Genomic DNA, 20,456 nt, shown 5'->3' with positions numbered 1-20,456 from the left:
GAATCCGAAACGAATCTGCGTCTTACTTATTGGATAAGCCCTCGACCGATTAGTATTGGTCAGCTCCATGCATTGCTGCACTTCCACCTCCAACCTATCTACCTCGTCGTCTTCAAGGGGTCTTACTAATTGGGAAATCTCATCTTGAGGGGGGCTTCACGCTTAGATGCTTTCAGCGCTTATCCCGTCCGTACGTAGCTACTCAGCCATGCTCCTGGCGGAACAACTGATGCACCAGCGGTACGTCCATCCCGGTCCTCTCGTACTAAGGACAGCTCCTCTCAAATTTCCTGCGCCCACGACAGATAGGGACCGAACTGTCTCACGACGTTCTGAACCCAGCTCGCGTACCGCTTTAATGGGCGAACAGCCCAACCCTTGGGACCTACTTCAGCCCCAGGATGCGATGAGCCGACATCGAGGTGCCAAACCTCCCCGTCGATGTGGACTCTTGGGGGAGATAAGCCTGTTATCCCCAGGGTAGCTTTTATCCGTTGAGCGATGGCCCTTCCATGCGGTACCACCGGATCACTAAGTCCGACTTTCGTCCCTGCTCGACTTGTTGGTCTCGCAGTCAAGCTCCCTTATGCCTTTGCACTCTTCGAATGATTTCCAACCATTCTGAGGGAACCTTTGAACGCCTCCGTTACTCTTTAGGAGGCGACCGCCCCAGTCAAACTGCCCGCCTGACACGGTCCCCGTACCCGATTAGGGTACCAGGTTAGAACCTAGATACGATCAGGGTGGTATCCCAACGGCGCCTCCGCAGAAGCTTGCGCTCCTGCCTCTACGGCTCCCACCTATCCTGTACAGATCGTACCCAAATTCAATATCAAGCTGCAGTAAAGCTCCATGGGGTCTTTCCGTCTTGTCGCGGGTAACCTGCATCTTCACAGGTATTAAAATTTCACCGGATCTCTCGTTGAGACAGCGCCCAAGTCGTTACGCCATTCGTGCGGGTCAGAATTTACCTGACAAGGAATTTCGCTACCTTAGGACCGTTATAGTTACGGCCGCCGTTTACTGGGGCTTCGGTTCACAGCTTCGGATTACTCCTAACCGCTCCCCTTAACCTTCCAGCACCGGGCAGGCGTCAGCCCGTATACTTCGCCTTGCGGCTTCGCACAGACCTGTGTTTTTGCTAAACAGTCGCTTGGGCCTTTTCACTGCGGCCCCCTCGGGCTATTCACCCTACCGAGGCACCCCTTCTCCCGAAGTTACGGGGTCATTTTGCCGAGTTCCTTAACGAGAGTTCTTCCGCGCGCCTTAGAATTCTCTTCTCGCCTACCTGTGTCGGTTTGCGGTACGGGCACCTTCTCCTGGCTAGAGGCTTTTCTTGGCAGTGTGAGATCATGACCTTCGCTACTCTAATTTTCGCTCCCCATCACAGCCCAGCCTTAATGGTGTGCGGATTTGCCTACACACCAGCCTCACTGCTTAGACGGACATCCATCAGTCCGCGTCACTACCCTCCTGCGTCACCCCATCGCTCATAGCGGATTACGGTGGTACAGTAATTTCAAACTGTTGTCCTTCGACTACGCCTTTCGGCCTCGCCTTAGGTCCCGACTTACCCTGAGCGGACGAGCCTTCCTCAGGAAACCTTGGGCTTTCGGCGGATCAGATTCTCACTGATCTTTTCGTTACTCATACCGGCATTCTCACTTGTATGCTGTCCAGCGCTCCTTACGGTACACCTTCAACCTGCATACAACGCTCCCCTACCCCAGATGCTAGTGCATCTAGCCATAGCTTCGGTGGTGTGTTTAGCCCCGTTACATTTTCGGCGCAGAGTCACTCGACCAGTGAGCTATTACGCACTCTTTCAATGGTGGCTGCTTCTAAGCCAACATCCTGGTTGTCTGTGCAACTCCACATCCTTTCCCACTTAACACACACTTGGGGACCTTAGCTGATGGTCTGGGCTGTTTCCCTTTTGACAATGGATCTTAGCACTCACTGTCTGACTCCCGGCAAGAAGTTAATGGCATTCGGAGTTTGACTGAGCTTGGTAACCCTTGCGGGCCCCGCACCCAATCAGTGCTCTACCTCCACCACTCCATTCACCGAGGCTAGCCCTAAAGCTATTTCGGGGAGAACCAGCTATCTCCGAGTTCGATTGGAATTTCTCCGCTACCCCCACCTCATCCCCGCATTTTTCAACATACGTGGGTTCGGGCCTCCAGTGCGTGTTACCGCACCTTCACCCTGGACAGGGGTAGATCACACGGTTTCGGGTCTACGTCCACATACTAAATCGCCCTATTCAGACTCGCTTTCGCTGCGGCTCCGGCTTCTCACCTTAACCTTGCATGTTAAACGTAACTCGCCGGTTCATTCTACAAAAGGCACGCCATCACCCATAGATTGGGCTCTGACTTTTTGTAAGCACACGGTTTCAGGTTCTATTTCACTCCCCTTCCGGGGTGCTTTTCACCTTTCCCTCACGGTACTGTTTCACTATCGGTCGCCAGGTAGTATTTAGCCTTAGCAGATGGTCCTGCTGGATTCATACGGGGTTTCACGTGCCCCGCACTACTCGGGATCCGTCTCGGAGAGAACACAGTTTAGGCTACAGGGCTTTTACCTCTATCGCGGGCCTTTCCAGACCTCTTCGCCTACCATATTCCTTTGTAACTCCATGTGAGACGTCCCACAACCCCAAGGGGCAAGCCCCTTGGTTTAGGCTGTTCCGCGTTCGCTCGCCGCTACTGACGGAATCACTATTGTTTTCTCTTCCTCAGGGTACTTAGATGTTTCAGTTCCCCTGGTCTGCCTCTATCTCCCCTATGTATTCAGAGAGAAGTAACTGCGAATTACCACAGCTGGGTTTCCCCATTCGGACACCCCCGGATCAAAGCTTGCTTACAGCTCCCCGAGGCAGTTTCGTTGTTCGCCACGTCCTTCGTCGGCTCCTGGCGCCTAGGCATCCTCCGTGTGCTCTTATTAGCTTAACCAATGCGTTTTCCGTTAGGAAAATCGCTAGCATCGCTATTAATTAAAACTTGTTCACACAAGTTTCAGCTAAAAGATGTTCTAAAACGCAAATTCGTTTCGGTATCCAGTTTTCAAGGATCAAGGTACTACTTGAGAGCTTAAACTCTCAAAACTGACCAACGAGTGAGTAACAGGCCTAAACCTGAGTTTTGGAAGACATGCTTCCGATTTGAATGTCACCGTTGCAGGTGACGATTCTCCATAGAAAGGAGGTGATCCAGCCGCACCTTCCGATACGGCTACCTTGTTACGACTTCACCCCAATCATCTACCCCACCTTCGGCGGCTGGCTCCCTTGCGGGTTACCCCACCGACTTCGGGTGTTGTAAACTCTCGTGGTGTGACGGGCGGTGTGTACAAGACCCGGGAACGTATTCACCGCGGCATGCTGATCCGCGATTACTAGCAATTCCGACTTCATGCAGGCGAGTTGCAGCCTGCAATCCGAACTGAGACCGGCTTTGCTGGGATTGGCTCCACCTCGCGGCTTCGCTTCCCGTTGTACCGGCCATTGTAGTACGTGTGTAGCCCAGGTCATAAGGGGCATGATGATTTGACGTCATCCCCACCTTCCTCCGGTTTGTCACCGGCAGTCACTCTAGAGTGCCCAGCCTTACCTGCTGGCAACTAAAGTCAAGGGTTGCGCTCGTTGCGGGACTTAACCCAACATCTCACGACACGAGCTGACGACAACCATGCACCACCTGTCTCCTCTGTCCCGAAGGCCGCCACTATCTCTAGTGGATTCAGAGGGATGTCAAGACCTGGTAAGGTTCTTCGCGTTGCTTCGAATTAAACCACATACTCCACTGCTTGTGCGGGTCCCCGTCAATTCCTTTGAGTTTCAGTCTTGCGACCGTACTCCCCAGGCGGAGTGCTTACTGTGTTAACTTCGGCACCAAGGGTATCGAAACCCCTAACACCTAGCACTCATCGTTTACGGCGTGGACTACCAGGGTATCTAATCCTGTTTGCTCCCCACGCTTTCGCGCCTCAGCGTCAGTTACAGCCCAGAAAGTCGCCTTCGCCACTGGTGTTCCTCCACATATCTACGCATTTCACCGCTACACGTGGAATTCCACTTTCCTCTTCTGTACTCAAGCCACCCAGTTTCCAGTGCGACCTCAGGTTGAGCCCAAGGTTTAAACACCAGACTTAAATAGCCGCCTGCGCGCGCTTTACGCCCAATAATTCCGGACAACGCTTGCCCCCTACGTATTACCGCGGCTGCTGGCACGTAGTTAGCCGGGGCTTTCTTCTCAGGTACCGTCACTCCGGTAGCAGTTACTCTACCGGACGTTCTTCCCTGGCAACAGAGCTTTACGATCCGAAAACCTTCATCACTCACGCGGCGTTGCTCCGTCAGGCTTTCGCCCATTGCGGAAGATTCCCTACTGCTGCCTCCCGTAGGAGTCTGGGCCGTGTCTCAGTCCCAGTGTGGCCGTTCACCCTCTCAGGTCGGCTACGCATCGTCGCCTTGGTGAGCCGTTACCCCACCAACTAGCTAATGCGCCGCAGGCCCATCTCCTTGTAGCAGATTGCTCCGCCTTTCATCCTTCGTCCATGTGAACAAAGGAATTATCCGGTATTAGCTACCGTTTCCGGTAGTTATCCCAGTCAAAGAGGTAGGTTGCCTACGTGTTACTCACCCGTCCGCCGCTAAGTTAATCCGGAGCAAGCTCCTTCATAACTCCGCTCGACTTGCATGTATTAGGCACGCCGCCAGCGTTCGTCCTGAGCCAGGATCAAACTCTCCAAATTGGTTTTTTCGAGCGGTTACTTCACCCGAATTACTCCGAGAAAATAACCATCCGAAAAAGATATTGAAAAGAGCGATTGCTCAATTTGAAACATCTGACGAGAATTTACATTCTCACGATGAAATTTCTAAAGCGTATAAATACGCTGTGAAACTCATCCGTTTTGGATCTCACTTGCGTGATTTCCCACTCACTCGTTGTTCAGTTTTCAAAGATCAAGCTCGTTGTCAGTGTCGATTATCTCGTCACCAGCAACTCTTATAATATATCACATCCAGCCGATCAATGCAAGCTCTTTTTTTCAACTTCTTTTTCGAGCCCGGCGTTGATGTTTCGCGGCCAGAAATAGAATATATCATGTATGGTTCTACATTGCAAGCATTTTTTTGAATTAGATTGGATACACCACTTCTAAGCCATCATTCTAAACCCACAGCGCCCAAGGAACTTCTGTACAATACAGCGCCCCTTGGCTCTGTGAAATAGAACATTTGAAATTATTCTGTCTTGTTGCGCATATGCGGGAACAGCAGAACATCACGAATTGAGGCAGCATTGGTCAGCAGCATGATCAGACGGTCTACACCGATTCCCAGTCCGCCTGTAGGAGGCATACCATATTCCAGAGCACGGATGAAGTCATCGTCCATCTCATGGGCTTCATCATTGCCCTGCTCCTTCTCCTGAATCTGCGCTTCAAAGCGCTGACGCTGGTCAATCGGGTCGTTCAGCTCACTAAAGGCATTCGCGTGCTCACGTGCGACGATAAACAGCTCAAATCGATCGGTAAACCGCGGGTCTTGATCGTTCTTTTTGGCCAGCGGCGAGATTTCAACCGGATGCCCCATTACAAATGTAGGCTGAATCAATGTTTCCTCAACAAACTGCTCAAAGAAGGCATTCAGGATATGGCCGAAGGTCATATGCTTTTCAACCGGTACACGGTGCTCCTTGGCCAAACGCTGTGCTTCTTCATCCGTCATCTGAACGCCAAAGTCGACACCCGTCACTTCTTTGACGGCATCAACCATGGTCACACGGCGCCATCCTGGCGATAGGTCCACTTCCTGGCCTTGATAGTTAATCTTCTGGCTGCCAAGAACCTCCTGGGCGATATGAGCGATCATGCTCTCGGTCAAATGCATAATGTCCTTGTAGTCGGCATAAGCCTCATACAGCTCGATCATGGTGAACTCCGGATTATGACGCGTCGAAATGCCCTCATTGCGGTATACACGGCCGATTTCATAAACTTTTTCGAGTCCGCCGACAATCAGACGTTTCAGATGCAGTTCAATCGCAATCCGCATATACAGCTGCATATCCAGCGTATTGTGGTATGTGATGAACGGACGTGCAGCAGCTCCGCCGGCAATCGCATGAAGTGTTGGGGTTTCAACCTCAAGGTAACCAAGGGAATCCAGGTAACGGCGCATCGACTGGATGATCCGTGAACGGGCGATAAAGGTCTGCTGTACTTCAGGGTTAATGATCAGATCTACATAACGCTGGCGGTAGCGCAGCTCAACATCCTTCAGGCCATGGTACTTCTCAGGCAGCGGCAGCAAAGATTTGGACAAAACCTCAAGATTGGACACTTTAATAGAGGTTTCACCAGTTTTGGTTTTGAACACGATACCGCGCACTCCGATAATATCGCCCAAATCAAGAACATTAAAGGCTGCGTATTGCGCCTCAGGGATGCTGTCCTGGCGCACATAAATTTGGATTTTTCCGCTAAGATCCTGGATGTGGGCAAAACTTGCCTTACCCATGACACGTTTAGCCATAATCCGACCGGCAATGCTGACTTCCAGAGCCAGCTCGTCCAATTCCTCTTTTGTTTGTCCGTCATACTTAGCCAGAAGGTCCCCGGCACCTGCTGTGCGGTCATATTTTTTGCCAAACGGGTCAATTCCCAGTGCCCGCAGCTCGTCCAATTTAGCACGGCGAATCTGCAACAGCTCACTAAGCTCTTTTTCCGTGGTTTCCACGGTGTTCATTTCCTCAGTCATGTTCCTCATCCTCTCTAATGCCTCATGTCATATACACAAGAAGAAACGGCTCCACCTTCATAATTGAGGGCAGTCCGTTCCAGTACAAAATATAAGCTATATGTGTTCAGCCATATTTTTCGGGCGATATCTCTTCTTTATTTAGAAAAAAGCTTCCCTAAGGAAGCTTTCCGGGCCCTGTTCCTTCTTCTGCCAGTGCAGTGCAGTTCTCTGTGCGAGGGCAGCATGTCTATTCACAGGCGCAAAGCGCCTGTAGATTACTTCATTCGGATATCAAGAATTTTATATTGAATGACTCCTGCAGGTACACTAACATCTACAACAGTGCCGATTTTCTTACCGATAATAGCTCTGCCTACCGGGCTTTCATTGGAGATTTTATTGTTAAGCGGATCGGATTCGGCTGTACCAACGATTGTGTATTCCATCACATCGCCATATTCCATATCTTCAACGCTTACAGTAACCCCGATACTTACCACATCGGTAACGATCTCATCGCTATTGATGATGCGCGCGTTGCGGAGCATTTTTTCCAAAGTGATAATACGCCCTTCGATAAAGGCCTGTTCATTCTTCGCGTCCTCATATTCGGAGTTCTCGCTGATATCTCCGTAGCCAATCGCCACTTTAATCCGTTCGGCCACTTCGCGGCGTTTCACGGATTTGAGGGTCTCCAGTTCTTCTTCCAGACGCTTAAGTCCGTCCGGCGTAAGGATGACTTCTTTATCGCTCATCTCAACCGATTCTCCTGTCGTATACATTTATTGAAAACACCATACTATATGCGAATCCAGAGGGATAAGAACCCTCCATGCTGCATTGCCCTTGCTGTAACGGCGATTTTATACTGTGAAATTATATTGGAACCGCTACAAAATGTCAATGACGCCCCATATAATGTTCCGGTGTTATCTCTTAAAGCCAGTGGAGACGGTAATTAAACTGCAGAGAGAGACGTATTACGGTCCTCTTGTTCTTCTTCATCTTTAAGCTGTACGACAAAATCATTCAAGATCCGCACCATTTCATCGCGTTTGGTTTCTTCCATAATGACATCCTTTACGCGGGCAGCAGCCTTAAGACCTTTTAAATACCAGGCTAGATGCTTGCGCATTTCACGAACCGCTACCGCCTCTCCTTTAAGGGCAACCAAACGGTCCATGTGAAGAATCGCCACTTTAATCTTCTCTTCCGCTCCGGGCTCAGGCGTCAGCTCACCTGTGCTCAAATATTGAATGGTCCGGTAAAGCATCCATGGATTGCCCAGCGCGCCGCGTCCAATCATCACCCCGTCGCAGCCGGTCTGATCCAGCATCGCCCGGGCATCCTCAGGTGTGTTAACGTCGCCGTTGCCGATGACAGGAATCGAAACAGCCTCTTTAGCCATTTTAATATACTTCCAGTCGGCATGGCCGGTGTAGAGCTGCTCACGGGTACGTCCATGCACACTAACAGCCTGGCCTCCGGCACGTTCCACTGCGCGGGCATTCTCTTCTACAAAGATATGCTCGCTGTCCCAGCCGATCCGCATTTTCACGGTAACCGGCTTGTCAACGGCTTCTACAACCGCCGAGACCATCTCGTAGATTTTATCCGGATTCAGCAGCCAGCGGGCCCCGGCATCACATTTTGTTACTTTCGGTACGGGACACCCCATATTAATGTCGATAATATCGGCATTGGTCTCCTTATCCACAACTTTGGCCGCCTCAACGAGCGACTTACGGTTTCCGCCAAAAATCTGCAGGCTAAGCGGCTTCTCCCGTTCATCCACGAACAGCATCTCACGCGTACGCGAATTGCCGTGCAGAATAGCTTTGTCACTGACCATTTCCGCACATACCAAGCCGGTGCCGAATTCTTTTGCAATCAGCCGGAACGCCGGATTACATACACCGGCCATAGGGGCCAGAACGACCTGATTCTTCATCTCAATGCCGCCAATTTTCAGCACATTTCTTCACTTCCTCATAGTTCTATTTATGAATGGACGTCTTCCTAAGTAGAGGGATTGGCCAACTCTTCGACTGAAACCTCAAGAACATCCGCAATTTTATTTAAAATTTTATCTTCCAAATGCCGGTTTCCCCTCTCGACTGCGCCTAGCACAGCCAGTGAAATTCCGACAGAATCCGCCAACTCTTGCTGGGTGTATCCTTTCAGCTTTCGGAATGCTCTGACCCGCGTTCCCATACGTTTGATGTCCACAAGCGCATTCCTTCCTTTCCGTCTATATCCTGCAGCGCTGCTGTAATGATTCCCCGGAGTCCGGAAGAATCCTCATCCAGCAGTACGATGTCACTGAGCGGAAACAGCACAAACGCCCGTTCCAGCATCCGGGGATGCGGAAGCGTTAAATCTGCCGTATCATAGCTCTGTCCTTCTACCCACAATAAATCAAGATCCACTGTTCTCGGGCCATAACGGATATCACGAACCCGGCCTAGCTGCGCTTCAATGTCGAGCATCACATGAAGCAAGTTCTCCGGCGCAAGCGTGGTGCGGAGGGCGGCTGCCATATTCAAAAACTGCGGCTGGTCGAGATAGCCGACAGGCTCTGTCTCATATACATTGGAGCAGCGTACAACTTCAATCCCGTCATAATGATCCAGCCTGTTCAAAGCTTCCTTCAAGGTGCCTTCGCGGTCACCCAAATTGGCCCCTAAAGCAATATAAGCCTCTGATACCTCAGAGGTGGAGTGTATAGTCATGGGCCCTGTCTCACTTTCTCGTTCTATGCAGTTCTACAGTCACTCCCTGAAAATGAATGTCGAACGGCGGATGCGGCTTGGTTACTTTGACTGTTACTGCATTGATAATAGTATAAGTGTCCAGTACTGAGGATGCAATATGTTCCGCCAAAGCTTCAATCAGCTTAAAGGACTTTGTTTCAACAATTTTTTTGACGAGCGCATGCACTTCGGCGTAATTTACGGTTTGGTCCAGATCATCCTGAAGACCAGCCCCCCGCAGGTCAAGCTCCAGCTCCAGGTCAATATAGTAACGTTGTCCAAGCTTGCGTTCCTCTTCGAACACACCATGATATCCATAATACTCCATGCGGTGCAGCTTCATTTTATCCATCCTGATACCTGCTTTCTAATACAAAATAGTTCGTTCAGCAATAGCCACCTATTCATGCACCCGCGGAGAGGTGGCATAGAGCATCGCATCACACATAAGTACGGTACGTTTCATCATGGCCACATCATGCACCCGCACAATCTGGCAGCCTTGAGCAATGCCGAATGCAACGGTAGCGGCGGTTCCCTCCATCACATCATCAGACGGAAGGTCCAGCACGGTACGGATGAATTTTTTGCGGGAAGTGGCAAGCAGCATGGGATAACCCAACATCGCCAGTTCATCCAGTACCATCATCGCCTGCAAATTCTCCGCATAATCCTTGGCAAAGCCAATGCCTGGATCAAGGATGATATTATGCGGCTTCACCCCGGCCTCCAGCGCCAGGTTGATGCTGCCATTGAGGTCAGCCGCCATATCCGTGGCCAAATTCTGATAATTCCGGTCGTGGCGGTTGTGCATCAAAATAATCGGACAGTCCGCCTCAGCTGCCACAGCTGCCATATCAGGATCGGCTTTGCACCCCCAAATATCGTTGATGATATGCGCCCCTGCCCGAATCGCCTGACGAGCCACCTCCGCCTTATAGGTATCTATGGATAATATCAACTGAGGTGCAGCGCGGTGGATACTCTCAATAACAGGCAGTACACGGGCCAGCTCCTCTTCCAGGCTTACCGGTTGATGGCCGGGACGGGTTGACTCTCCGCCTATATCGATAATATCAGCACCTTCAGCAGCCATTTGCAGCGCATGCTTTACCGCTTGATCCGGTTCAGTCCATAGTCCGCCATCAGAGAAGGAATCCGGGGTTACATTTAAAATGCCCATAATTAATGTTCGGTCACCAAGGACCAGCTCGCTGTTGTTCCAGCGGTAGGTCCGCTTATAGATTACGGGTCTCATACCGGCTCTCCCGTCCTTTCCCTGTATAAAGTAATCAATTGCGCCGTGTGTGCCCCGCAGCGCCCTGTGCCTACAGTCAGCGCCTCATCACCGTGCCACAGTGTGGTAACCGGGACAATCTCCTGCACCGAATTGGTGAGAAACACCTCATCGGCAGCCTGAAGCTGTTCCCAGCGGTACAACCCCTCTTCCACACGGAGTCCGGCGGCAGGAGCCAGCTTCAGGACCATTTCCCGGGTAATTCCCGGAAGGATGCCTGTAGCCAGGTCAGGCGTATGCAGCACCTCATTGCTGATGAAAAAAATATTGCTCACAATTCCCTCAGCAATATTCCCTTCTGCAGTCAGCATAAGCCCTTCCGTGCCGCCGGCCGCAGAGGCATATCCGGCAAGCTCCCGCTTGGCCAGTATATTGTTCATATAGTGGAGTGACTTCAGCCTTACCGGTCCTTCGGGGGTATTACGCCGCAGCTGCAACAGCTGGATCCCTTTGCCTTCGCTGTAGAGCGCGGCTGGCTGGCGCGGCAATTCTTTGATATAGAGCAAATGATTCGGGCGGCTATAGTCACCAGCCGGAAGACCAAGAATGTCCTCCCCGGCGGTAACTGTGTACCGTATATAGGCATCCTTCAGTTCGTTTTTGTCCATCACCCGTGTAATCCAGTCCCGCAAGGATGCCTCATCCGGTTCAAATGGAATGCCTAGCTGCCTGCAGCCATCAGCCAGTCTGTCCAGATGACGGCGCAGCAGGAAGGGCACGCCGTTATAGGTGCGAAAGGTTTCAAACAAGCCCATACCGTATAAAAAACCGTGATCCAAAGTGGAGACCACGGCGTCTTTAGCCTCAACTACGCTTTTGTTGAGTCCTATATATTTCATGCCGTTTCCCCGGCTCTCCGTTTCAGGAAGTTGCGCAGCATGATGTGCCCATGATCGGTAATGATCGATTCAGGGTGGAACTGCACGCCTTCAATCGGGTACTCTTTATGGCGCAGGGCCATAATTTCGCCTTCCGCAGTCTCGGCTGTAATCTCCAGACAATCCGGCAGACTCTCACGCTCTACAATCAGGGAATGATACCGGGTTGCGGTAAAGGGAGATTCCAGTCCTTCAAATACGGATGTGCCGTGATGGTGAATCGGCGATGTTTTGCCATGCATCAGACGCTCCGCACGGATAACATTGCCGCCAAAGGCCTGTCCGATAGCCTGATGCCCGAGACAGACTCCAAAGATCGGTATGCTCCCCTTGAAATGCTGCAGCACTTCCAGACTGATGCCGGCTTCGTTCGGCGTACAAGGTCCGGGAGAGATCAAAATATGGTCCGGAGCCAGCGCCTCTATCTCCTGAATGCTGATTTCATCGTTGCGGAATACTTTCACTTCTTCCCCCAGCTCACCCAGGTATTGCACCAGATTGTACGTAAAGGAATCATAATTATCGATGACCAAGATCATTGTATTGCTCCCCCTTCGGCGCCGCCGGTCGTCCGCAATTCCTGCTGATGCTCGCTGCAGAGAACCGCCTTCACGACCGCTTTGGCTTTATTATGGCATTCCCGGTATTCGCGGTACGGATCGGAATCAATCACAATGCCCGCGCCCGTCTGAATATATCCGACTCCGTCCTTCACTGCCAGTGTTCTTATAATAATATTTAATTCCATATTGCCGTTATAGTCAATCCAGCCCAGTGATCCAGTATATGGACCACGCCGTACCGGCTCCAGTTCCTCGATGATTTCCATTGTCCGCACCTTGGGTGCGCCGGTAATAGTACCGCCGGGGAACAAGGCGGCCATGACATCATAAGCATCCTTGCCGGGGGCGATGCTGCCCTCGACCTGCGAGACGAGATGCATGACATGCGAGTATCGCTCCACGGTCAGCAGCTCCGGCACGCTGACCGATCCATAGGCCGCGACCCGGCCGATATCGTTTCTCTCCAGATCGACAAGCATAATATGCTCGGCGATCTCCTTCTCGCTCCCGCGCAGCTCCGCCTCCATGGCGGCATCCTCCGCGGGAGTCAGGCCCCTGCGCCGGGTACCGGCAATGGGGCGTGCGCTGACCTTGTCCCCGTGCAGCTTGACCAGCAGCTCCGGCGAAGCGCTGGAGAGCGCGAAGCCGGGCGAGCGCAGCAGCCCCATGTACGGGGACGGGTTAAGCTTGCGCAGCCATTCATACACATCCTCCGGCGAGGTATTCAGCTGCGCCTCCTGGCGCAGCGACAGGTTGACCTGGAATACATCCCCCTGGCGGATGTATTCTTGAACGTCAAGCACAGCCTGCTGGAATTGCCCGGGCGAGAAAGCAGAGGTCATGCCTGGCCATTCACCGGACAGGTCGGCGCTTGATTCAACAGCAGCGATAATTCCACGTTCCTCTTCGCGGTCTTCCTCCAGGCCGGGAGCAGAGCAGATCCCATGCCACTGTTCGACCATGCCTTCTGCCCTGACGGTTGCGTCTTGATACAGTAACTTCAGAGCGGCCAGATCAGACGAGCTGGCCGCAGCAACCGGCACATGCACAATGGAATAGAGCGTGTTCTCAAGATGGTCATAGATCCACAGCTCTTCCAGCCGCATGAAGAGATAGTCCGGAAATCCGGGATCATCCTGGGCAAGCACAGGGAGCTGCTCCAGAGAGCGGACTACATCATAGCTGAGGAACCCCGCACAGCCTCCACGGAACGGGGGCAGGCCGGCAACCTGCAGTTTGGGTGAGGAGAAGCCGCTCATCCAGTTTTGCAGCACTTTCAGCGGCTCTCCCTGCAGCTCCACAGCTTGCGGCACAGGTTCATTCGTTCCCGCTGCCTCCGGGGACAAGCTGAGCACCTCGGCATCCCCGCCTTTTCCTTTTAGTACTGAAACGGGCCGCAACCCCAAGTATGTGTATCGTCCGCCTTTCCCGCTCTCCAGCACCACTGAATAGGGGGAGGCCAGCTGCCAGGCCTTCATCCAGGAAGAGGGCAAGCCCTCCTTGTCCTGCGGTGATTTTATGATTAAAGGGAGGAGGCTCCAGTCCTCTTGTGCCCACTGCTCCCAATCCTGCCAAGCCGTTATGATTTCCAAAGCCATCCTCCTAAAAGTTTTGTGAAGCTGCGCTTCTTGAAATTGCTTCGTAACAAAACTTGCTTCGTAAGCATTCGCTTAAGTCTTGTGAAGTCTGCGCTTCTTGCATTAAGCAATCTAAAGTTTATTGCCTGTCAGTATACTGTACTTCGTGCTGCTTTGAAAAGCCTGAATTATGGATTTTCTGAAAAAAACCGTTTCGACTGACTCCAGCCTCATCTGCTGTGGAAGCACAGGAAAGATTATATCTTTCATCATGCACAAAAAAGAGCCTTCGTTATCCCTGTCTTAGCGGATGCGAGGACTCTTAGTGATTTGCTTTGTCAGCAATTATGCTTCGAAGTTATACAGCGGTGTGCTCAAGTAGCGTTCGCCGTTACTTGGGATGATCACAACTACTTTTTTGCCTGCGCCCAGTTCCTTAGCTACTTTAAGAGCCGCGAATACAGCTGCACCGGAAGAAATACCGGACAACACACCTTCCTCTTTAGCCACGCGACGGGCAGTTTCAAATGCCTCATCGTTCTCTACGTGAATGATCTCATCGTAAATGTCCTGGTTGAGGATTTCAGGAATGAAGTTTGCGCCAATCCCCTGAATTTTGTGAGGTCCCGGTTTGCCGCCGGCCAGAATTGGCGAAGAAGCTGGTTCTACCGCATAAATCTTCACATCAGGATATTGACCCTTCAACACTTCACCTGCACCGGAGATAGTTCCCCCTGTACCCACACCAGCGACGAAAGCATCCAGCGGTCCACCAATGGATTCAATGGCTTCCACGATTTCCGGGCCGGTTGTTTCAAGGTGGATTTTCAAGTTGGCTTTGTTCTTGAATTGTTCAGCCAGGAAGAAGCTTGGGTTCTCGCTTAAGATCTGCTCCGCTTTCTTAACCGCACCGTTCATACCTTCCGATCCTGGAGTCAGCACCAGCTCTGCGCCGTAAGCACGCAGCAGATTGCGGCGCTCAAGGCTCATCGTTTCCGGCATAACAATAATAGCCTTATAACCTTTGGCTGCAGCTACAAGCGCAAGGCCAATACCTGTATTGCCGCTGGTTGCTTCTACAATCGTGCCGCCTGGTTTCAGAAGACCTTCCTTCTCAGCCTCTTCTACAATACTGAGGGCAATGCGGTCTTTAACGCTGGAGCCCGGGTTTTGGTATTCCAGCTTCAAATAAATTTCCGCTGATCCTTCAGGAACAATACGATTGAGACGAACGAGCGGTGTGCCTCCGATCAAATCTGTTACACTGTTGACGACTTTAGCCATGAGTAAAAACCTCCTTGGAATGATAAATGATATATATGGGTGCATAACTTGTGACATACATAAGTCTTCAGCTTGTAATTCCGGGTGTGCACCAGGAGATTCAACACCGCAGCACCAAGTTATAGCGCTGTTCCACGGCCAAATATGATTCGCCGCCATCTATTTCCGACTAAAACAGTAGGTTTTCCATTTAATTTCATATTATCAATCTTGCAGGCTGTTGTCAATATATATCGCTGTATCATATTTAGCGCGCAAATCACTCTCCACCTGCTGTAATGGAGCCGCCTGCTCCAGTGCCAGCTCCCGGCGAACCTGCTCACGGATTTCCGTCTGATCCTGGCTTTTGGGATCAATCATTTTCTCCAGCCGGATAATGGCATAATCATCGCCCGTCTGCAGGGGACCTGCGATATCCCCTTCGTCCAGCTGCGCTGCCGTCTTCAGTAGATCTTCCGGCCAAAAGGGATCCTCCTCCTCCACCGTTCCGATGCTGCCGCCGCGCCCCCGGCTCTCCTCATCTATGGACAATTCCTTGGCAAGTGCAGCAAATTCCTCTCCATGCTCCAGCCGGTCCATTACACGCTCAGCTTCGCTGTAGGTGGCCACCTTGATTATCGAGAGCTGCATTTCTTTCCTCGGTGTGAACCGCTCGGAATTCTCCGCTAAATAATTATCAATTTCCGCATCAGTAATGGTAATGCCTGCAGTTGCGACTGCCTGAAGAGTCAGGCGATACACCGCTTCTTCACGCACTTCCTGACGGGAAAGCCCCAGCTCCGACTGCATCTGGGCATAGTATTGCTCTTCCGAACCGTAACCGGTCATGCTGCGCTTCAATTCCTGCTCAATCTCCTCATCTGTCACAGCAACACCAAGAGCCTTGGCCTCTTTGTCGACTACAATATGATTAAGCATGCCCAGCAGCACATCATTACCGTACTTTTTTTTGAGTTCATCCACCCAGGCTTGATCCGTTACCGGTTGGCCTCCCGCAGAGGCGATGTCCGGGGACTCGCCGTCCGCCGGCTCTCCTTTAAGAATGGACATCGCCCGCAAACTCCAGAATAAAAGACCTCCGAGCATCAAAGTCGCGACAGCCAGTAGAATAACGGCATTGCGCAGCGCGCGCTCCTGTCTTGTCATCATCCCCAGCCCTACGATTTCGCTTGATCCAGGATAACCTGCAATTCATCCTTATTAAAAACATAGGCCTCGTTGCAAAAATGGCAGACAACCTCAGCCTGATCATCTTCTTCAATCAAACGTTCCAGCTCTTTCTCACCCAAGCTGACCAGTGTCTGCTCCACCCGTTCACGCGAGCATTGGCAGACAAATTTGATATCCAGCTCATCCATAATCACTGCATCCGGTAAAAGATAACGGAGCATCTCTTCGGGTTCCAGCCCCTCTTCCAGTAAAGCGGTTACTGAAGGCAGCGCCCCTACCGCCCGCTCAATCTCGGTGATCTCTTCATCCGTAAGCCCTGGAAGCAGTTGTACAATAAATCCTCCGGCTACGCGCACGGAGTTATCGGTTTCAACCAGTACACCAAGACCCACCGCAGCCGGCGTTTGTTCGGAAACTGCAAAGTAATACGTGAAATCATCGCCGAGCTCACCGGAAATAATCGGCACACTTCCCCGGTAGGGCTCCTTCATGCCTAAATCCTTACTGATATCAATAAACCCTTCCGTACCCACGGCTCCTGCGACATCCAGCTTGCCAAGACTATTGCTCGGCAGATGAACATGCGGGTTGGTCACATAACCCCGTACCTCTCCAAAAGCATTTGATTCTGCAGTAATCTGTCCGATCGGTCCATTGCCTTTGACCATCACGGCGAGTTTCTCCTGACCTTTGAGCATTGCGCCCATCATGGCTGCAGCGGTAACTGTACGGCCCAGTGCGGCTGTAGCCGTTGGATACGTATCATGTCTGCGCCGCAATTCATCAACCAGCGCTGTCGTGCGCACAGCAAAAGCTCTGACTCTGCCACCCAGCGCCGTTCCCCGGACCAGCCGGTCCTTTTTGTTATCCATCGGGTGCATACTCCTCCTTTATTTTATTTGTTGCGGTCATAAATAATACGCAGACCTTCCAGCGTCAGCATTGGGTTCACTTCATCAATACAATCCGTTTCACCGGCAATGAGCGGGGCAAGTCCACCCGTAGCGATGACCTTCAGCACCGGCGCATTCATTTCCAGCTTAATGCGCCTTACAATCCCTTCAACCTGCCCGGCATAGCCGAAAATAATCCCTGCCTGCATAGCGTGGACCGTGTTCCGTCCGATTACCTTCTTCGGTTTCTCCAGCTCAATCCGCGGCAGTTTGGAAGCCCGCTGATATAAAGCCTCCGTAGAAATGCCGAGTCCCGGCACAATCGCCCCGCCAAGATAATTGGCACCTGCGTCAATGCAATCGAAGGTAGTCGCAGTTCCGAAATCAACAACTACGAGCGGACATTTATATTGCTCAATGGCAGCAACCGCATTAACAATCCGGTCAGCGCCTACCTCACGCGGATTCTCATAGCGCAGGTTAAGCCCAGTCTTGATTCCTGGACCTACCAGCAGCGGATCCTTGCCAATATATTTCACACACATCTCCACGATGACCTGAACAAGCGGCGGAACTACCGAGGAGATAATAACTCCTTCGATATCCTTCACCGAAAGGCCCGACATGCTGAATAGATTATGGATCAGAACTCCATACTCATCCACAGTGGACTGGCGTGCAGTATTAAGCCTGAAGTGGTGCAGCAGCTCACGCTGCCGGTACACACCGAGAACAATATTGGTATTGCCGATATCGACGGCGAGCATCATGACAGCGGGCCCTCCTTCTTCGCATTCAGATCCAGACTGATATCCAGACTGGAGAAAGAATAGGTGAGACGGCCCACTGAAATTACATCAACGCCGGACTCCGCGATACGGCGAACCGTTTCCAAAGACACATTACCCGATGCTTCAGTCTTGACATGAGGCGATTTCGCCTTAATTCTTCTCACAGCCTCCTTCATCAGTTCAGGAGACATATTATCAAGCATGATGATATCGGCTCCGGCAACAAGTGCTTCCTCCACCTGCTCCAGGTTTTCCGTCTCTACTTCAATCGTCATTGTATGCGGAATATTAGCCCGTGCACGTCCTACAGCCTGACGGATTCCGCCAGCGCCTTTGATATGGTTGTCCTTAATCATTACCGCATCATATAATCCGAATCGGTGATTCGCTCCACCACCGACCCGTACAGCGTATTTCTCCAGCATCCGGTGACCGGGTGTTGTCTTGCGCGTATCCACCAGACGTGTCGGCAAGCCATGAAGCTCCTGAACGAAGGAGGCGGTACGTGAAGCCACGCCGGACAACCGCTGCATTAAATTAAGTGCCAGCCGTTCCCCGGTGAGGATCGCATGCGTGCTGCCTTCAACTTCTGCGATGACCGTTCCCTTGGACACACCCTGGCCTTCTTGCACCAGTGCCGTGAACACAAGCGACGGATCTACAATCTCAAACACAAGCTCCGCTACAGGGATTCCGCAGATAATGCCGTCCTCTTTGGCATGAATAATACCCTTGGACTCATGGCCTGCAGGTATCGTCGTACGGGTCGTTATATCCCCGGAGCCGACATCCTCCTGCAGCCAGCCTTTAATTGCCTGTACCAGCTCTTCATTATATCCATTAAACATCATCACTTAATTCCTCCACTATTCCCAGTTCGCGAATCTGGAGCAGATGTTTCTGCCACTCTGCATCATTCCGCAGCGGATAGTCTTCACGGTAATGTGCTCCGCGGCTCTCCTCCCGCGCCAAAGCCGATTCCGTAATCAGCAGGCAGCAGGTTAGCATATTGGCGAACTCGTACTCCTCACGTTTGGTCAGCGCCGAAGCAAAAATCGGCAGCTGCCGTTTCAATTCCTCCAGCCCCTTGGACAACATCTCCTCATTCCGCCGCAATCCGGCGTAACGGACCATTACCTTCTGCAGCTTAAGCCGCCGCTCCACAATAGCTTGTGTGGGAGACTCAACACGGCCTTGCTGACTGCCTGCCGAAATCGTCTCCCGCCGGAGCGGAGGAAGCTGGCGAATGCGTTCAATAATCCTCCGTCCGAACACAATGGCCTCGGACAAAGAATTGCTAGCCAAGCGGTTGGCACCATGCACCCCGGTGGAAGACACCTCACCGCAGGCGAATAAACGGGAGATATTGCTCTCTCCGTTGAGATCGGTCTTAATGCCCCCCATCATATAATGCGCAGCAGGAGCCACGGGAATCCAGTCCGTTGTAATATCCAGTCCGTAGCCCATACATGTCTCATATATCGTGGGGAAACGATGTTTGACCATATCGGCCGATTCATGCGTAATATCCAAATAGACAAAGGTTGATTTGGTCAGCTCCATCTCACTGACAATGGCCCGGGCCACGATATCGCGGGGTGCCAGTTCCAGCAGCTCGTGATATCGTTCCATGAACCGCTCTCCATTGATATTGCGCAGCACGGCGCCCTCGCCGCGTACCGCTTCCGAGATCAGAAACCTCGGGGCTCCCGGATAACTAAGCGCCGTCGGATGGAATTGGATAAATTCCATGTCACGCACATGGGCTCCGGCCCGGTAAGCGATGGCTACGCCGTCTCCTGTCGCAACTTCCGGATTAGTAGTATAGCGGTACAATTGTCCCGCCCCCCCGGAGCATAGAATCGTTGCATCGGCCTGCAGGAACAATCTGCCTCCGCCCGGCCGCTGTACCAGTACCCCAAGGCATTCGCCGCCCTCGGTAACGAGATCAATAACATAATGATCATCCCATACCTCTATATTGTCATGTTCAGTAACCTGTTCAGAGAGTGCACGCACAATTTCAAAGCCCGTAGCATCCCCGTTGGCATGCAGAATCCGGCGGTGGCTGTGTGCTCCTTCTTGAGTCAAAGCTAATATGCCATCTTCCTTGTCAAATACGGTGCCGAGCCGGATCAGCTCATGCACCCCGCCCGGTCCTTCATTCACCAATACATCAACAGCAGCCGAGGAGCAGAGCCCTGCACCAGCCATTAGTGTATCCTGGCGGTGATATGCCGGAGAGTCATCTTCGGCTATTACAGCGGCAATTCCTCCCTGAGCATATCTAGTATTGCTCTCCATCAGCGATTTTTTAGTAATCATAATGACATGCCGGTCTTCACTCGCTTTAATAGCCGTGAACAATCCGGCGATACCTGAACCGATAACAATGCAATCTGTCTTTATTGTGGGAAGCTCGCGAAGGTCGAAATCAACCAAATACTGTGGAATCATGACCGCTTTTCACCTGTTTCAACGAAAGAGTAGCGCATG

At 51.8% G+C, this 20,456-nt stretch carries 16 protein-coding genes and 2 rRNA genes; all 18 read right to left on the bottom strand.

Annotation, left to right across the window (positions count from 1 at the left end; all coding sequences use genetic code 11):
• Window positions 1-29: 29 nt before the first annotated feature.
• Window positions 30-2,957: ribosomal RNA gene (locus NSS79_RS00390) — 23S ribosomal RNA — on the bottom strand.
• 245 nt (window positions 2,958-3,202) lie between these two features.
• Window positions 3,203-4,758, bottom strand: a 16S ribosomal RNA gene (locus tag NSS79_RS00385).
• Together the 16S and 23S rRNA genes form the textbook arrangement of a ribosomal RNA operon.
• A gap of 496 nt (window positions 4,759-5,254) precedes the next feature.
• On the bottom strand, window positions 5,255-6,772 hold the full coding sequence (gene lysS, locus NSS79_RS00380) for a lysine--tRNA ligase (RefSeq protein ID WP_156130789.1): 1,518 nt from the start codon (window positions 6,770-6,772) through the stop codon (window positions 5,255-5,257).
• A gap of 257 nt (window positions 6,773-7,029) precedes the next feature.
• Window positions 7,030-7,509: a transcription elongation factor GreA gene (greA, locus tag NSS79_RS00375; RefSeq protein ID WP_038584463.1), complete on the bottom strand. Its 480-nt coding sequence runs from the start codon at window positions 7,507-7,509 to the stop codon at window positions 7,030-7,032.
• A 203-nt stretch (window positions 7,510-7,712) separates the two neighbouring features.
• The gene (dusB, locus tag NSS79_RS00370; RefSeq protein WP_342437870.1) at window positions 7,713-8,729 is read right to left on the bottom strand and encodes a tRNA dihydrouridine synthase DusB; all 1,017 of its coding nucleotides are present in this window, start codon (window positions 8,727-8,729) and stop codon (window positions 7,713-7,715) included.
• A 44-nt stretch (window positions 8,730-8,773) separates the two neighbouring features.
• Window positions 8,774-8,968: a helix-turn-helix transcriptional regulator gene (locus NSS79_RS00365; RefSeq protein ID WP_306080843.1), complete on the bottom strand. Its 195-nt coding sequence runs from the start codon at window positions 8,966-8,968 to the stop codon at window positions 8,774-8,776.
• Window positions 8,935-9,486, bottom strand: a complete 552-nt coding sequence (folK, locus tag NSS79_RS00360; protein WP_342437869.1) for a 2-amino-4-hydroxy-6-hydroxymethyldihydropteridine diphosphokinase — start codon at window positions 9,484-9,486, stop codon at window positions 8,935-8,937. Before folK ends, NSS79_RS00365 begins: the two co-directional genes overlap by 34 nt.
• 10 nt (window positions 9,487-9,496) lie before the next feature.
• Window positions 9,497-9,859: a dihydroneopterin aldolase gene (folB, locus tag NSS79_RS00355; RefSeq protein ID WP_076113651.1), complete on the bottom strand. Its 363-nt coding sequence runs from the start codon at window positions 9,857-9,859 to the stop codon at window positions 9,497-9,499.
• Window positions 9,860-9,907: 48 nt separating this feature from the next.
• Entirely contained in the window at window positions 9,908-10,765 is an 858-nt protein-coding gene (folP, locus tag NSS79_RS00350; RefSeq protein ID WP_342437868.1) for a dihydropteroate synthase, read from the bottom strand.
• Window positions 10,762-11,643: an aminotransferase class IV gene (locus NSS79_RS00345; RefSeq protein WP_342437867.1), complete on the bottom strand. Its 882-nt coding sequence runs from the start codon at window positions 11,641-11,643 to the stop codon at window positions 10,762-10,764. The genes folP and NSS79_RS00345 overlap by 4 nt, the downstream gene beginning before the upstream one ends.
• Window positions 11,640-12,221 (bottom strand): aminodeoxychorismate/anthranilate synthase component II, encoded by a 582-nt coding sequence (pabA, locus tag NSS79_RS00340; protein WP_342437866.1) that lies wholly within the window; start codon window positions 12,219-12,221, stop codon window positions 11,640-11,642. The genes NSS79_RS00345 and pabA overlap by 4 nt, the downstream gene beginning before the upstream one ends.
• Window positions 12,218-13,843, bottom strand: coding sequence for an anthranilate synthase component I family protein (locus NSS79_RS00335; protein WP_342437865.1), 1,626 nt, complete (start codon window positions 13,841-13,843; stop codon window positions 12,218-12,220). Before NSS79_RS00335 ends, pabA begins: the two co-directional genes overlap by 4 nt.
• A 324-nt stretch (window positions 13,844-14,167) precedes the next feature.
• The gene (cysK, locus tag NSS79_RS00330) at window positions 14,168-15,106 is read right to left on the bottom strand and encodes a cysteine synthase A (RefSeq protein ID WP_342437864.1); all 939 of its coding nucleotides are present in this window, start codon (window positions 15,104-15,106) and stop codon (window positions 14,168-14,170) included.
• A 204-nt stretch (window positions 15,107-15,310) separates the two neighbouring features.
• Window positions 15,311-16,255, bottom strand: coding sequence for a peptidyl-prolyl cis-trans isomerase (locus NSS79_RS00325; RefSeq protein ID WP_342437863.1), 945 nt, complete (start codon window positions 16,253-16,255; stop codon window positions 15,311-15,313).
• An 8-nt stretch (window positions 16,256-16,263) separates the two neighbouring features.
• Entirely contained in the window at window positions 16,264-17,148 is an 885-nt protein-coding gene (gene hslO, locus NSS79_RS00320; protein WP_342437861.1) for an Hsp33 family molecular chaperone HslO, read from the bottom strand.
• Window positions 17,149-17,171: 23 nt separating this feature from the next.
• A complete protein-coding gene (locus tag NSS79_RS00315) occupies window positions 17,172-17,939 on the bottom strand; it encodes a type III pantothenate kinase (protein ID WP_038584431.1) in 768 nt (255 codons plus the stop codon).
• Window positions 17,936-18,811: a carboxylating nicotinate-nucleotide diphosphorylase gene (gene nadC, locus NSS79_RS00310; RefSeq protein WP_342437860.1), complete on the bottom strand. Its 876-nt coding sequence runs from the start codon at window positions 18,809-18,811 to the stop codon at window positions 17,936-17,938. Before nadC ends, NSS79_RS00315 begins: the two co-directional genes overlap by 4 nt.
• On the bottom strand, window positions 18,801-20,417 hold the full coding sequence (gene nadB / locus NSS79_RS00305) for an L-aspartate oxidase (RefSeq protein WP_342437859.1): 1,617 nt from the start codon (window positions 20,415-20,417) through the stop codon (window positions 18,801-18,803). Before nadB ends, nadC begins: the two co-directional genes overlap by 11 nt.
• Window positions 20,418-20,456 lie beyond the last annotated feature (39 nt).

The organism is Paenibacillus sp. FSL L8-0436 (genome assembly GCF_038593025.1).
GTDB lineage: Bacteria > Bacillota > Bacilli > Paenibacillales > Paenibacillaceae > Paenibacillus_AQ.
This window is presented reverse-complemented; position numbering and strand designations above follow the sequence as displayed.